Here is a 15,060-nt window from a genome sequence, read left to right as displayed (position 1 = left end):
CCTCCCGCGCGGTCCGTCCGGCGCCATTGCTGTCAATCTAGCATTAACTTTCTATTTGGAAAGTTAATCTCCCCCCGACCACGTGCCCGCTATTCCGCGGCGTGCGATTCCAGAAATTCGTAGACCTCGGTGTCGTCCACGCCGGGGAATGTTCCCGACGGAAGCGGCGACAGCACATGCGAGTGCAGGCGTGCGCTCGGCCAGGCCTGACCGGCCCAGCGCGTCGCGACGTCAGACTTCGGTCGGCGGCAGCAGCTTTCGTCGGGGCAGCGGGAGACCGCACGTTGCGTGGTTTCTCGCCCGCGGAACCATTTTGCATCCGCGAATGGCACCCCGACACTGATCGAGAACTCGCCCGCCGACGTCGACCCAGTCTGCGTGGCGCACCAGTACGTGCCGGCCGGGGTGTCGGTGTACTGGTAAAACTCGGTCGTGCGATTCGCGTGGGTGAAAGCGTTTCTGGCGCTCCACTGTTTGCAGACGTACTGACCTTCGATCGATCCCGTCACATCGGTGGGCAACGGCAGGCCGTCATTCTCGTAGCCTTTCTGCAGCGCACCGTCGCCATTGACCCGCAGAAAGTGCAGCGTCATGTCGAGGTGCGAGGTGGCCAGATTCGTCAGGCGCAGGGCTGCGGCCTCGTGGGTGACCCCGAAGGCGTCGCGCAGGTCTTCGACCGCGAGTTCGCGGGCGTTCTTGGCCTCACGCAGAAACTTGACGGCGGCGTCCCTCGGCATGAGGCAGGATGCCGCGAAGTAGTTGATCTCGAGCCGTTGCCAGAGAAACTCGGCGTAACTGTCGGGTCGCTCGTGGCCCAGCAAGCGGTGGGCCATCGCCTGCAGGGCCATCGAGCGCAGGCCGTGCCCGCCCGGGATGGAGGCAGGCGGCAGGTAGATGCGGCCGTTGGCCAGATCGGTGACCGACCGCGTGGAATTGGGCAGATCATTCACGTAGATGAGGTCGAAGCCGAGCTGCTCGGCCATGAGGCTCACCTCGCGGTGGGTGAGGGCGCCCGAGACGTGGCCGGAGGCGCGCACCCGTTCTTCGGCCAGCGCCTCGATCTCGGGCATGTAATTTCCGCGTTCGCGCATCCGCTCACGCAGCTCGGTGTTCGCGCGGCGTGCTTCTTCGGGGGTGGCAATCGCTTCGCTGGCTCGCCGGGCGAGCTCCCGGTGCAGGCCGACGAGCGACTCGATCGCCGTGGTCGGTGTGCCCTTCGTCACCTTGACCGTGGGCAGGCCGAGGGCGCCGTACAGCGCGTTCTTCTGGCTGCGCGCGAGCTCGATCTCGAGGGCGGCGCGGGTGTTCGGGGCCTCCCGGCTGAGCAGGTCAGTGAGTTCGACGCCCAGCGCGGTTGCGACATCCTGCAGCGTGGAGAGCTTCGGCTCACGACGCCCATTTTCGATCAACGACAGCTGGCTGCCGGCCAATCCCACCCTTTCGCCCAGCTGGTCGAGGGTCAGTGCGCGTTCACCGCGAAAGTGACGGATGCGGTGGCCAAGAGTGACGAGATCCGATGAGGGGAGAGCCATTCCTTAACAATAGCGAAAGAATCGCACTTCTTAACGGCTAAATCTTGGTCGACGCGTGATTTTGTGGCGCATTCTTGAAGAACACGATGAGGTTTCACTGCTCCTGACACTGATCTCGTGTGTTCCCGAACGACAACGAAAGGCCAGAAGATGACCATCGCAGCTCTCTCCGTACACACCGGTGGGGATGAAACCCCCAAGAAGTATGGAACGACCGACCCGCAGCTGCAGGCGTGGGTCGACGAGGTTGCGCGGCTCACTCAGCCCAGCGACATCGTGTGGTGCGACGGGTCGATGCAGGAGGCAGATCTGCTCACCAAGCAGCTCGTCACCGAGGGCAAGCTGATTCGGCTGAACCCCGAATGGCGCCCCAATAGCTTTCTCGCCCGCACGAGCCCGTCCGACGTGGCGCGCGTCGAGGACCGCACCTTCATCTGCTCGGTGAACGAAGAAGACGCCGGCCCCACCAACAACTGGGCCGATCCCGTCGCCATGCGTTCCGAGCTCGACGGGGTCTTCGCGGGCAGCATGCGCGGTCGCACGATGTACGTCGTGCCGTTCTCGATGGGACCGCTCGGTGGCCCCATCTCGCAGCTCGGTGTTGAGATCACCGACTCGCCCTACGTCGTGGTCAACATGGGCATCATGACCCGCATGGGCGCCGCCGTTCAACAGCTGATCGAAGACGGGGCCAGCTGGGTGCGCACCGTGCACAGCGTGGGCTACCCGCTCATTGACGCCGCGGGCCTGCGTCGTGATGACGTCGAATGGCCGTGCAGCGACACCAAGTACATCGTGCAATACCCCGAGACTCGTGAGGTTTGGTCGTTCGGTTCCGGCTACGGCGGAAACGCCCTGCTGTCGAAGAAGACGTTTGCGCTGCGCATCGCGTCGGTGATGGCGCGCGATGAAGGCTGGCTGGCCGAGCACATGCTGCTCATCAAGGTCACGTCGCCCGAGGGCGCCGTCTCGCACCTCGCCGCGGCTTTTCCGTCGGCCTGTGGCAAGACGAACCTCTCCATGCTGCGCCCCACAATTCCCGGCTGGACCGTCGAGACCATCGGCGACGACATCGCCTGGTTGCGCCAGGGTGACGACGGACGCCTCTGGGCGATCAACCCGGAGGCCGGCTTCTTCGGCGTGGCTCCGGGCACTGGCGAACTGACCAACCCGACGGCCGTGCAGACGCTGTGGGGCAACACGATCTTCACGAACGTGGCGCTGCGCGACGACGGAGACGTCTGGTGGGAGGGGCTGACAGAGACCGCCCCCGATCACCTCATCGACTGGCAGGGCAACGACTGGACGCCCGACTCCGGTCGGCCCGCCGCCCACCCGAACTCGCGCTTCACCGTCGCTGCCGCGCAGTGTCCGTCGATCGCCGACGACTGGGAGGATGCCGGCGGCGTGCCGATCGACGCCATCCTGTTCGGTGGCCGCCGCGCCACGAACGTGCCACTCGTGGCCGAGGCGCGCAGTTGGAAGCACGGTGTCTTCATGGGCGCCACCATCTCGTCGGAAAAGACCGCGGCCGCCGAGGGAACCGTGGGCGAGCTGCGCCGCGATCCGTTCGCCATGCTGCCGTTTTGCGGCTACAACATGGCTGACTACTGGTCGCACTGGCTCGCTGTCGGTAAGGAGCTTGGTCAGAAGGCCCCGGCGATCTTCCAGGTGAACTGGTTCCGCAAGGGCGACGACGGCAGCTTCCTGTGGCCTGGTTTCGGTGAAAACTCGCGGGTGATCGAATGGATTGTTCGCCGGGTTCAGGGTGACGCGGATGCCGTCACCACGCCGATCGGTCTGCTGCCGGCCGAGGGGGCACTCAACCTCGACGGCCTCGATCTGACCCCCGAGGCCACCGCCGCGCTGTTCGAGATCGACCCGCAGTCCTGGTTGGCTGAGTGCGACCTCACCGAAGAGTACTTCGGCCTCTTCGGCGACAAGGTCTCACCGGCGCTGCAGGCCGAGCTGGCCAGCCTGCGCTACCAGCTCAAGCAGTAACTCCACGACCCCGACGGGCCCCGATCGCGCACCGCGCGGCCGGGGCCTGTCTTGTATGTGCGCCGTTCGTTGGGGCGCTGCCCGGCCGAGCGGTTCCGGCGCGCTCACCTCTTTCGGTGCGCTCACCGCTTTCGGCCCGTTCACCTTTTTCAGCGACGGGACGGGCATGGAGTGCGCCCGACGGCAATGGTTGCGCGCCCTCACACAAGACGAGCCGCGGCTCGGCACTTACTGTTGCATAAACGCCGGACTCACCGTGGAGGATTCCCATGCACACCTTCGACAGCCTTCTCGCTTCGATCACCCCAACGACCGGACCGACCAGGGACATCTATGACCCCGCAACCGGCGCTGTGGTGGGCTCCGCCCCCGTGCACACCGTCGACGATCTCGAGACCGCTGTCGTTGCGGCCGTCGACGCACAGACCGCCTGGGCCGCTCTCGGGCATGCCGGCCGGAGCGAGGTCATGCTGCGCGCCGCCGACGCGATCGACGCGGCCGCCGAGCCGCTGGCCGAACTGCTCTCGCGGGAACAGGGCAAGCCGTTGAACGGCCCGAACGCGCGTTTCGAGGTGGGTGGGGCATCCGCCTGGCTGCGTACCGCGGCCGCAACCCCGCTCGAGCCCGAGGTCGTCGTCGACGACGGCGAAACCTTTGCGTCGATTCACTACCGTCCGATTGGCGTCGTGGGCGCAATCGGCCCCTGGAACTGGCCCATGATGATCTCGATCTGGCAGATCGCCCCGGCGCTGCGCATGGGCAACGCGGTCGTCGTGAAGCCGTCGGAGTACACGCCGCTGTCGGTGCTCGCACTCGTCGCTGTCATGAACCAGGTTCTTCCCGCCGGCTTGCTCACCGTGGTCTCCGGGGGACGCGATGTCGGCGCCGCTCTGTCGACGCACCCGGCCATCGGCAAGGTCATGTTCACCGGTTCGACGGCGACGGGCAAGGCGATCATTCGCAGCTCGGCTGACACCGTCAAGCGCCTCACCCTTGAGCTCGGCGGCAATGACGCCGGAATTGTGCTTCCGGATGCCGACCCCCAGGCGATCGCAGAGGGCCTCTTCTGGGGCGCGTTCATCAACACCGGCCAGACCTGTGCCGCGCTCAAGCGCCTCTACGTGCACGACGACATCTACGAGGAGGTCTGCACCGCGCTCACCGCGTTCGCCGCGGCCGTACCGATGGGTATCGGACTCGACGAGAACAACGTGCTCGGGCCACTGCAGAACAAGGCCCAGTTCGACATCGTCGCAGACCTTGTCGACAAGGCGAAGGCATCCGGTGCCCGAGTGCTGCTCGGGGGCACCCCCGACGCCGACCAGCCCGGCTACTTCTATCCGACCACACTCATCGCCGACATCGACCCGTTGAACCCGCTCGTGGTCGAGGAACAGTTCGGCCCGGCGCTGCCGATCATTCGCTACACCGACCTCGACGAGGTCATCGCGTTGGCCAACGGCGTCGATGTGGGCCTCGGCGGTTCGGTCTGGTCTGCGGATGTCGCCACGGCCCGTGAGGTCGCCGCGCGTCTGGAGACCGGTACCGTCTGGATCAACTCGCACGGTGGCGTGCACCCGATGATTCCGTTCGGCGGGGCGAAGCAGTCCGGCTACGGCCTCGAGTTCGGTGTCGAAGGGCTGAAGGCGCTCGGAACCCCGCAGGTGATCAACGGCTAGTTCGTCGGCGCTCGATCGAGTCGTTCCCACGCGCGTTCGGTTTCGGGGGTTTTTCCCCTCGACCCGGCATCCGAGAACTCATAGTCTGGACGCATGAGCGAGAATCCGGCAGGCCCGCCGTCGGCCCCGAAGCGCGTGGGTGCCGCGCTCGGACGCGCGGCGGGCAGCGCGGCGCGCGGAACTCGAGAGGCAATTCGACGCAACCCCACGGTTGACACGGTCTACCGCACGAGCGTCGGCATCGTTGGCGGCGGCACCGTGGCGCTCGGCGTCGTGCTCATTCCGTTGCCCGGGCCGGGTTCGCTGATCGCGCTCGGTGGTCTCGGCATCCTGGCGACGGAGTTCCACGGTGCAAAGAAGGTGAGCGTCGCGGCGAATTCTGCGGCGAAGAAGGCGTTCGACGCAGCGCGAGAGGCGCGGGCGCGCAAGAAAGCCGCGGCTGCGCAACCACGCACCGGGCCAACGCCGACCTCCTCCGCCTCGCTCTGACTCTTTCCTGCGAGCGGCGGTGCATCTCTTGAGAAAGTGATGCGGCCGACCTAGGGTGGCGTCACGTCAACGGCTGGCGCGATTACGCTCGAGGAGCGAGCTCTCATGCACGATGACAGCACCACGATCCAGGCCCGCCTTGACCGGTTTCTGCGGGAACGCATTCCGTCTGCGCTCTCCCGAGCGGTTGCACCACTCGTGATCGAAGCCTGGGAAGTACCGGATGAGCCGGTCCCGTTCGCCGAGGCCGTCACGCAGCAGTTCGGCCCGTTCACCCTCGGCGACCGGTTCGGAAAACCGTGGGGAACGACCTGGTTTCATCTCACCGGGGCGGTGCCGGGCGACTGGGCAGACGAACCGGATGCACGGATCGAACTCGTCATCGATCTCGGTTTCACCGCCACAACCCCCGGCTTTCAAGTGGAAGGAATCGCCTACACGCCCGACGGCACGATTCTCACAGCGATCGAGTCGCGCAACCGCTCGGTGCCGGTCAGCGCATTGCCCGGCGATCCGATCGATGTCTACATCGAGGCCGCATCCAACCCTGATCTCTCGGAGAACTGGAGCTTCGCCCCGTCGCCGCTGGGGGAGAAGAGTACCGCCGGGGGTGACCCGATCTACACCTTCCGTCACGCCGACGTGGTGCTTGGCGATCTGACGGTCTGGGAGTTGAGCCAAGACCTGTGGATGCTCGCCGGCCTCGCGCAGGAACTCTCGCCGGCGCTGCCCCGACGAGCAGAGATCGTGCGGGCACTCGAGCGGTGCCTCGACGTCGTCGACCCCGACGCGGTGGCCGCGACGGCCGCCGCCGGGCGCGCCGAGTTGGCCGGTGTGCTCGCCAGCCCCGCGTCGGCCAGCGCCCATCGACTCCATGCCGTCGGGCACGCGCACATCGACAGCGCCTGGCTCTGGCCGGTACGCGAGACCGTGCGCAAAGTCGCCCGCACGTTTTCGAACGCCTTGGATCTCATTGAGCAGAATCCGGACTTCGCGTTTGCCGCGTCATCCGCTGCGCAATACTCCTGGCTGAAACAGCACTATCCCGAGCTGTTCGAGCGGGTGCGGGTCGCCGTGGCGCGCGGCAACTTCGTGCCGGTCGGTGGCATGTGGGTGGAGTCCGACACCAATCTGCCGGGCGGAGAGGCGCTCGCCCGGCAGTTCGTGGCCGGCAAACGATTCTTTATGGAGGAGTTCGGCCTGGAACCGCTGGAAGTGTGGCTGCCTGACTCCTTCGGCTACTCGGCGGCGTTGCCGCAGATCGCACTCGCCGCCGGTTCCCGCTGGTTTCTCACCCAAAAGATGTCGTGGAATGACACCAACGTCTTTCCGCACCACACCTTCCGCTGGGAGGGCATCGACGGCAGCCGCATCTTCACCCACTTTCCGCCCGTCGCGGACTACAACACGCAACTCTCGGCTGCCGAACTCGCCCGCGCGGAACGTCACTATGCCGAGAAGGGCAGGGCCAATACCTCGCTGATTCCGTTCGGCTGGGGAGACGGCGGGGGAGGGCCGACCCGCGAGATGATCGCGGCAGCCCGGCGCGCCGCCTCGCTCGAGGGCTCCCCGACGGTCGAGTTGTCGACCCCGCGGCATTTCTTCGAGGTCGCCGAAGCCGAGTATCCCGAGCCGCCGGTCTGGTCGGGTGAGCTGTATCTCGAGTTTCATCGCGGCACCTACACCTCGCAGGCGCGCACCAAACAGGGCAACCGGCGCAGCGAGCATCTGCTGCGTGAGGCCGAGCTGTGGGCGACCACTGCGCTGGTACGCACCGGCGAACCCTACCCGTACGCCGCGCTCACCGACGCCTGGCACACGGTGTTGGTGCAGCAGTTCCACGACATTCTGCCTGGCTCGTCGATCGCCTGGGTGCACCGTGAGGCCGAACGCAATTATGCGGCCCTGGCCGTAGCGGTGACCGACGTGATCGAGGCATCCGTGCGCGCGCTCGCCGGTGCGGGCACGGGGGAGTTGCTGCTGAACGCCGGCCCGTATGCGCTAAATGGCGTGCCCGCGCTGGGCGCTGCATCCGTCTCGCCAGTCCCCTCATCCCCCTCATCCCCCTCCGGCACCTCCGTCCCCTCCGGAGCGGCATCCGTCTCGCGTACGCCGGCCGGCCTGGTGCTGCAAAACGGCCGGGTCGCGGTGACGATCGACGACGAGGGGCTGTTCAGCTCGATGCGCGACCTGGCCGCCGACCGCGAGCTGATCCCCGCTGGCGCCCGGGGAAATCTGCTGCAGCTTCACCGGGACACCCCGAACCAGTGGGACGCCTGGGACCTTGACGCGAACTACCGAAACACGCTCACCGAGCTGCGCCAGGTCGACAGTATCGAGTTGCTTGAGGGAAGCGACCGGGACGACAGCCCAGCGGGCGGCGTGGGAGTGCGTCTCACGCGTTCGTTCGGGGCCTCCCGCATCGTGCAAGAGATCACCCTGCGTGCGGGCTCGGCGGCGGTCGACCTCGCGTTCACAATTGACTGGCAGGAGCGGCAGAAGCTGCTCAAGCTTGCCTTCCCGCTCGATCTGCACGCCGAACGCGCTACCTCCGAGATTCAGTTCGGGCATGTGCATCGGCCCACCCACAGCAATACTTCCTGGGACACCGCGCGCTTCGAGACCGTCGCCCACCGCTGGGTGCACGTGGGCGAGACCGGCTACGGCGTCGCCGTCTCCAACGATTCAACCTATGGCTACGACATCGGCCGCACCAGCGCCGCCGACGGGCACACCGTGACGATGGTACGGCTGTCGTTGTTGCGTGCTCCGCTCTACCCCGACCCGCATGCCGATCGCGGCATACATCAGCTCCGTGCCGCGCTCGTGGTCGGCGCTGACATTCCGGCGGCGATCGCCGACGGATACCGGCTCAACCTTCCCCTGCGGCGGGTAGCCAGAGTCGTGGCCGCGCCGGTGCGCCCCCTGTTCGAGATCGACAATCCGGCCGTCGTGGTCGAGGCCGTGAAAGCGGCCGAGGACGGCAGCGGCGATGTCATCGTCAGGCTCTATGAGGCGCACGGCTCGCGGGCCCGGGCGCGCCTTGTGCGGCATTTCGAAGCGACAGATGTCACCGAAACCGACCTGCTCGAACGTGCGCTGGCAACGCCGGACGCGTTGCGATCGACCAACGAGACGGCGGCCGACAACCCCGTGAGCGTGCTGGAATTGCGACCGTTTCATCTGCTCACACTGCGCTTTCGTCGTCGGTAGCGGGCGGAACGAATCGGGGTCGCCCGGCTTTGGACAGCCCCGGTTGGCCACGGCTCTCGGTGATTTCAGGCAGTCGAGTGGCGGCCCCTAGACTGCGCGCATGGGGAAAAATTGGAGCGAGGCCGCCGCGCAGCTCGTCGATTGGCTGCACTGCCCGCGCTGTGAGGCCGTACTGGGTGCTGCCGGGTGGTGCTCCCGGTGCGGAGCCGACCTCACTGGGCCGATCGGTGCCGAGCTGGTCACGGCGTCGACAGCGGCCGCCGAGGCACTTGCGAGACGCGAGACGATCATGGGTCGTATTCCCACGGTGTGGCCTGCCACGCACACGGCTGTGCCGGTTACCGGTGCGGCTATGTCGGCATCCGCCGCGAATGCTGCCGTGCGACTCCCCGCCGGGCCGTCCGTCAGTACCGTCGACCGGCACGTGCCGGTTCCGGCTGAGGCCCAGTCCGTCGCCGCCGCCGCCTCAGGTTCGCAGATCAGCGTGCAGTCTGTGCTCGCCGTGGCTGGCGCCGGGTTGCTCGCGGTGGCGGCTCTCGTCTTCACTTTCCTGAACCCCGAGCTCACGAGCTTCGCAACGCGCACTACGATCATCGCCGTGATCACCGTGGCGTTCGTCGCCGGAGCCTGGCTCTTCGCTCGCCGTGGTCTGCAGTTCTCGGCCGAAGCCGTGGGCGCTCTGGCCGCGGTCTTCGCCGCGCTTGACGTGTGGGCCTTCAGCCAAACCGCTCCCGACGGGGTGAGTGTGTTCGTTTACGCCGCTCTCGGATTGTTCGTGGGTTCGGCCGTGTTCCTCGGGCTGGGGGCGCGCCGGCGCATCCGCACCTGGCTGTGGGCCGCAGTGGTGGGCTTCGCGCTCACCCCCGGTTTCCTGGGCGCAGCCGGCGGAGGCGAGTGGGCGCCGGTGCTCGGCAGCCTTTTCGTCGCGATCGTCGTGTTGGTGTTGCACCGTGTGCTCGCGGCGTTGGAGCCGGGCTTCGGAGCCCTGCTGAGAACCGAGCGCACGACGGCGACGACGCTGCAGATTGTCGCCGTGGTCGTCGCCGTGGTTCAGTTGCTGCTGCTGTGGTTCGGCCTGCCTGACCTGGGGCCGGGTCGCATCCTCGGAGTGGCGACCATTCTGCTCACGCTGTCGGCGGTCGCGACGATCGGCAGCTGGAACGGCCTGAAACGCTTCTGGAGTTTCGTGGCCGGCATCTTCGCCGTCGCCGCGATCGGCCTGCTGCCGTTTGCGCTGCGTCTCACCGACGAAGTCTGGTACCTCGCACTCGTGCCGCTGGCCACCGGCATGGCGCTGGTCGCGGTGTCGGCGCTGCGCCCTGCGGTCGCGGCACGCCGGGACAGCCTGCAGCAGGGTGCGCGCACCCTCGCCCTGCTCAGCGCCGTGCCGACGGTCTTTGTTGCCGTCCAACTGTTGTTCTGGCAGCTCTCTCCGATTCGACTGATCGCCGTGTTCGGCGACATCGAGAGTGTCGGCTCCGACCTGCTGCCGCGTGACGCCGGGCTCGCGGTCATCCTTGGCGTGGCGGCCGTGTCACTCACCTCGGGCGCACAATCCTGGGTGCTGCGTCGGGCGGATGCCGCCGGCCGATTCGCCGATCGCGGCGCGCAGGGCCCTCTCCCGCATGTGGTCGAGAAGGCCCGACCCGCCTCGATCGACCGCGGAGCCCGCAGTCAAGCCCTCTGGATGGGCGTACTCACACTGCTCACAATCACGGGTTGGAGCGGCTTCGAGCGTGGTGTTCAGTCGGCGATCGGCCTCGCTCTCGCCGCTGGACTCAGTCTGCTGCTCGTCGGGGCGCGTTCGTGGGCCGGCCGGCGCCCAGAGGCATCCGTGGGTGTCGGGGCGCTCACCGAAACAGCGGTGCGTCGCCCGCTCATCATCGGCGCGCACCTTCTGCTCGGACTCGCGGCACTGATCGGCTGGCTGCAGCAGCACACCATGGTTGGGGTGGGCGCCGCCACCGTGCTGGTGCTCGGCGTGGTGGCGCTGGCCATGCCCGCGCGCTGGAACCCGCTATACCTGGGCATCGGTTATGGCTATGCCCTCATCGTGTTCGCGACGGCGCTCACCCGTGCCGACGTCGAGGGAATCGCGGTGCTCTGCCTCACGACCACGCTCGCCCTGGTCGTGGCCCTCGGCGTGACGCTCGCACGCTGGCTCTCTCCGCGGAGCTGGTACGCGATTTTGATCGTGACGGCCGTGCCGTTCCTGTTGGGCATCGCCGCCGTTCTGATGGTGCGCAGTGGCTGGACCGCGCTCTCCACAGGCATCGCCTTCGCTCTCGCTGTGACGCTCATGGTGACGCGGCGCCCGGGCATGACGCTGCTGCTGCGGGCGGCCTCCGCTGCGCTGCTGGTACCGGCGCTGTCGGTCGTGGTCGTGTGCCTCGGAGCCTGGCTGTTCGAGTCGAGTGGGTCGCCCATCGTTCTGCCGATCGTCGCCGCAATCGTGGCCTGCACGGCGCCGACCGCCGGTCTGATCGCGGCGGCGCTCCGGCGGCGCGGGATCCCCGCTCGAGAATCGGATGCCGCCCGGCTGTGGATCGAGATCTCGGCCATTGTCACGGGCGTGCTTGCCGTCCTGCTCGCGCTGGTGCGTGCAGCGGCTGGCCTGCAGACGACATTCCTGGTTCTCGTCATTCTGGGAGCGGGTGCGGCGGCCACTGCATTCACGACTCGACGGCGCCGCGCCTGGTGGGCTGCGGCCGCCAGCTGGACCGGAGCGCTCTGGTGTGTGTGGGCGCTGCAGGGCGTCGATGTGCTCGAGCCGTACGTGTTGCCGCCGGCCTTGACAGCCGTACTCGTCGGCGCGCTCATCGTGGCACGAGGTGCAGAGAGTTCGCGCTCGTTCGCCACCGCACTCTTCGCCACGGGCCTGGCCGTCGCCGTGATACCCAGCCTCCTCGCCTTGGCGCTGAGCGGGACGACTTCCGAATTCGACGGCACCGGGCAATCCGTGTTGGTCGTCCCCTGGCGCACGTACGGGTTGATCTTCGCGTCTGTGATTCTCGTGCTGCTGGGCGCTTTTGTCATGAGAGCCCAGGCTTCGGCACGGCTGCGGCCGCTCCGCGTGTTGCGTCGGCCCACCCTCGTCGTTGCAACGATCGCCGCGGGTGCGGGGGCGGTGCAGGCCGTGCGCTGGGGGCTGGCCGTCGACCCGCTCTCCTTCGTCACTCCCACGATCCTCATGCTGCAGGTGCTCGGATTCAGTGTCATTGCAGCGGTCTTGGCTGCCGCGTCCGGCGCTGTGTTCGCCCGGCGCCTCGCCGCGATCAGCGGGGCCGCTCGGCTCGCACTGTCAAACGACGCTGTGTCGGAGGGCGCAGGGGCGGGCCGTGCCGCAGCCTCACCGGAAACAGATTCGACGTCGACTGCACCCTCGCGCTGGCGGTATGCGGCAGCGACAGCGTTCCTGGTGGTCGGGCCGATCACGGCCATCCGCTTCGATGCGTTCTCAATCGGCACGTTGATGGTGCTCACCCTCGCGCTGTTGACCTTCATGCTCGTCATCGTGGCGCTCGCTCGCGGTCGGGCCGTGTCGCTGCCTCCGGTCTGGTTCATCTTTGGCCTCGCTTGGTGCACGGCCGTCGCGGGTTGGAGCCCACGCGAGCTGCGGGTCGAGGCCTTTTCGCTGCCACTCGGCCTCGCCCTGCTCGGCGCGGGAATCATTGCGCTGCGCCCGGTGCGTGGCGTGGCCGACGGGGCACCCGATGGTCAGGCGATGCCGCGCGCCACGGTGACGTCGTGGCCCAACGGCTTCGTCGGATCCTGGCGGGTGCTTGCACCCGGCATCATCGTGACGTTCCTTCCGTCGGTGCTCGCCACGGGGACCGACCCGCAAACCTGGCGGGCCATTCTTGTGATGAGTTTCGCCCTCGCGGCGATCCTGATTGGTTCGGTGAAGCGCCTCGCCGCACCCTTCGTGCTCGGGCTGGCCGTGTTGCCGATCGAGGTGATCGTGGTGTTCACCGTGCAGATCGGTCAGACCATCAACCCGTTGCTCTGGTGGATCACGCTCGCAGCCGTCGGAGCGGTTCTGCTCGTGATCGCCATCACCTCGGAGCGCAAGGGCACCGGCGTCGACGGTGGATTCACGGCGCGCATGCGCGACCTGGGATAGCGACAACACTCCGATGATCGAGCGCGTCGAACAGAGTTAGACGAGCAGCTGGTGCTTGGCCAGGTCGCGGTAGAGGGGGGTCGACACCACGAGCTCGGAGTGCGTTCCCGTTCCCACGACCTGGCCATGCTCGAGCACCACGATCTGATCGGAATCAACAACAGTCGAGAGCCGGTGTGCGATCACAATCAGCGTGCGATCTTTGGCGACGGCGTCGATCGCGGCGCGCATCTTCTGCTCGTTTACACCGTCGAGGCTCGACGTCGACTCGTCAAGAAGCAGAATCGGCGGGGCCGCCAGCAGCGCCCGACCGATCGCGAGGCGCTGGCGTTCGCCGCCCGAGAGCATGACGCCGTCCTCGCCGACAGCTGCGTCGAGTCCGGCGGGGTCGCGCTCGAGCACCTCGGTGAGGTTGACCGCGTGCAAGACGGCGATGCACTCGTCGTCGGTTGCGTCGGGGGTTGCGAGCGTGAGGTTGTCGCGCAATGAGCCGGCCAGCACCGGGGCATCCTGCTCGACATAGCCGATCTGCGAGCGCAGGGCGGTGCGGTCGAGGCCGCGAATGTCGATGCCGCCAAGGCTGACGGTGCCGGCTTTGGGGTCGTAGAACCGCTCGATCAGTGCCAGGATCGTGCTCTTGCCCGCGCCCGACGGGCCGACCAGGGCGGTGCGCAGCCCACGCGGGGCACTGAATGAGACCCCGCGCAGCACCGGCTGGCGCGCCGATTCGGCGGTTGAGACGGATTCCAGATCGGATGCGGGGTCGGCGCCGGCCGACGAACCGGCGCGCCCGGTCACTTCGGTTTCGGCATCGACCGGCGCCACCGCTGAGGCATAGGTGAAGTGCACGTTGTCGAATGCGATGGCTGCGGAATCCGGGTTCACCAGCTCATTCGCTGCCCCGACGGTGATGGCCAGCGGAGCGATCTCGCGATCGAACTGGTCTTCACTCGGCAGCGCGATGATCTCTTCGATGCGGCCAAGCGCGCCGAGCGCCGAGTTCACCGACGTGACGGCGCCGAATGCCTGGCCGAGCGGCATGATCATCAGGAACAGGAAAAGGATGAAGGCGACGAGGTCTGCGACGCTGATCGCGCCGCTCGCGACGCGGTAGCCGCCCACGCCGAGCACGACGAGGAACGACACCTGCATGGCGATGCCCGCGATCGGGACGACCAACGCCGAAATCTTGGCGACCTGGATGCCCATCCGCCAGGCACCCTCGGCTTCCTTCTCGACGGCAGCGATTTCACGCACGGTGGCGTTTGAGGCGCGCACGGTGCGCACGGCGCTGATGGCCCGTTCGACGCTCGAGGCCAGATCGCCGACCTTGGCTTGTGCGGCCTGGCTTGCGGTGCGGATGCGGGCCGACAGCAACACGACGCTCACGGCCGACACGGCGATGACGAGCACGGTCAAGCCGAGCAGCACCGGGTCGATGACGAGCATCGCGATGAGCGCGCCAACGAAGGTGAGCGTGCCGCCGATCGCCTCGACGAGGCCCTGCGTGAGTACCGCCCGCAGCAGCGTCGTATCCGAGCCGACCCGTGAGACGAGATCGCCCGTGCGCCGGGTGTCGAACTCCGAGATCGGAAGATGCAGCATCCGAGTGATGAGTTTGCGTCGGCTCGAAAGCACGACGCCCTCACCGGTGCGTTGCAGCAGGTAATGCTGGTAGCCGCTGATCAACCCGGAGATGACGACGAGGGCGATGAGCGCCCAGACGAGCGAGCCGAGCGGGTTGCCCTTTTGGACGATGTCGATGACCTGGCTGACGAGCAGCGGCTGGGCCAGGCTGGCTGCGGCGCCGAGCACACTCAGTACCGTCACGAAGGCGAGCACCTTCTTGTGCTCAAGTAGGTACGGCAAGAGGTGGCTGAACTTTGCGCGCGGCCCGGTTTCGGGGCCAGAGCGGCGGCCGAATCGGGATCGCCCGCCGGGGCGTGGCGTGTCGACGGATGCCGCGGCTGCAGCGGATGTGGAGGGGGACGTCGCAGGGGTGCTCGTGGAGGTGCTCACCGAA

General features: G+C 67.3%; 7 protein-coding genes. 5 read left to right on the top strand and 2 right to left on the bottom strand.

All coding sequences use genetic code 11. From position 1 onward, the window contains the following. Positions 1 to 89: 89 nt before the first annotated feature. Positions 90 to 1,532 carry a helix-turn-helix transcriptional regulator gene (locus HNR05_RS10450; RefSeq protein ID WP_179578954.1) on the bottom strand — a complete coding sequence of 481 codons (1,443 nt, stop codon included), beginning with the start codon at positions 1,530 to 1,532 and terminating at the stop codon, positions 90 to 92. A 150-nt stretch (positions 1,533 to 1,682) separates the two neighbouring features. Here HNR05_RS10450 and HNR05_RS10445 point away from each other — a divergent pair, with 150 nt between their 5' ends. From HNR05_RS10445 to HNR05_RS10425, 5 genes are all read left to right on the top strand, one after another. Beyond that, the gene (locus HNR05_RS10445) at positions 1,683 to 3,533 is read left to right on the top strand and encodes a phosphoenolpyruvate carboxykinase (GTP) (RefSeq protein WP_179578953.1); all 1,851 of its coding nucleotides are present in this window, start codon (positions 1,683 to 1,685) and stop codon (positions 3,531 to 3,533) included. 269 nt (positions 3,534 to 3,802) lie between these two features. Next, complete coding sequence (locus HNR05_RS10440) at positions 3,803 to 5,212, top strand: aldehyde dehydrogenase family protein (protein WP_179578952.1); 1,410 nt, start codon at positions 3,803 to 3,805, stop codon at positions 5,210 to 5,212. A gap of 93 nt (positions 5,213 to 5,305) precedes the next feature. Continuing rightward, positions 5,306 to 5,701, top strand: coding sequence for a PGPGW domain-containing protein (locus tag HNR05_RS10435; RefSeq protein WP_179578951.1), 396 nt, complete (start codon positions 5,306 to 5,308; stop codon positions 5,699 to 5,701). A 105-nt stretch (positions 5,702 to 5,806) separates the two neighbouring features. Next, the gene (locus tag HNR05_RS10430; RefSeq protein ID WP_179578950.1) at positions 5,807 to 8,914 is read left to right on the top strand and encodes an alpha-mannosidase; all 3,108 of its coding nucleotides are present in this window, start codon (positions 5,807 to 5,809) and stop codon (positions 8,912 to 8,914) included. 100 nt (positions 8,915 to 9,014) lie between these two features. Continuing rightward, on the top strand, positions 9,015 to 13,037 hold the full coding sequence (locus tag HNR05_RS10425; protein WP_179578949.1) for an SCO7613 C-terminal domain-containing membrane protein: 4,023 nt from the start codon (positions 9,015 to 9,017) through the stop codon (positions 13,035 to 13,037). Positions 13,038 to 13,073: 36 nt separating this feature from the next. Here the strand turns inward: HNR05_RS10425 and HNR05_RS10420 are convergent, their stop codons facing one another. Beyond that, positions 13,074 to 15,056 carry an ABC transporter transmembrane domain-containing protein gene (locus HNR05_RS10420; protein WP_179578948.1) on the bottom strand — a complete coding sequence of 661 codons (1,983 nt, stop codon included), beginning with the start codon at positions 15,054 to 15,056 and terminating at the stop codon, positions 13,074 to 13,076. Positions 15,057 to 15,060 lie beyond the last annotated feature (4 nt).

It is taken from the genome of Leifsonia psychrotolerans, from assembly GCF_013410665.1.
Taxonomy (GTDB): domain Bacteria; phylum Actinomycetota; class Actinomycetes; order Actinomycetales; family Microbacteriaceae; genus Cryobacterium; species Cryobacterium psychrotolerans_A.
This window is presented reverse-complemented; position numbering and strand designations above follow the sequence as displayed.

Coding starts and splice junctions, on each gene's coding strand:
- HNR05_RS10450 (WP_179578954.1), bottom strand. CDS start 1,532: ATGGCTCTCCCCTCATCGGATCTCGTCACTCTTGGCCACCGCATCCGT.
- HNR05_RS10430 (WP_179578950.1), top strand. CDS start 5,807: ATGCACGATGACAGCACCACGATCCAGGCCCGCCTTGACCGGTTTCTG.
- HNR05_RS10435 (WP_179578951.1), top strand. CDS start 5,306: ATGAGCGAGAATCCGGCAGGCCCGCCGTCGGCCCCGAAGCGCGTGGGT.
- HNR05_RS10445 (WP_179578953.1), top strand. CDS start 1,683: ATGACCATCGCAGCTCTCTCCGTACACACCGGTGGGGATGAAACCCCC.
- HNR05_RS10425 (WP_179578949.1), top strand. CDS start 9,015: ATGGGGAAAAATTGGAGCGAGGCCGCCGCGCAGCTCGTCGATTGGCTG.
- HNR05_RS10440 (WP_179578952.1), top strand. CDS start 3,803: ATGCACACCTTCGACAGCCTTCTCGCTTCGATCACCCCAACGACCGGA.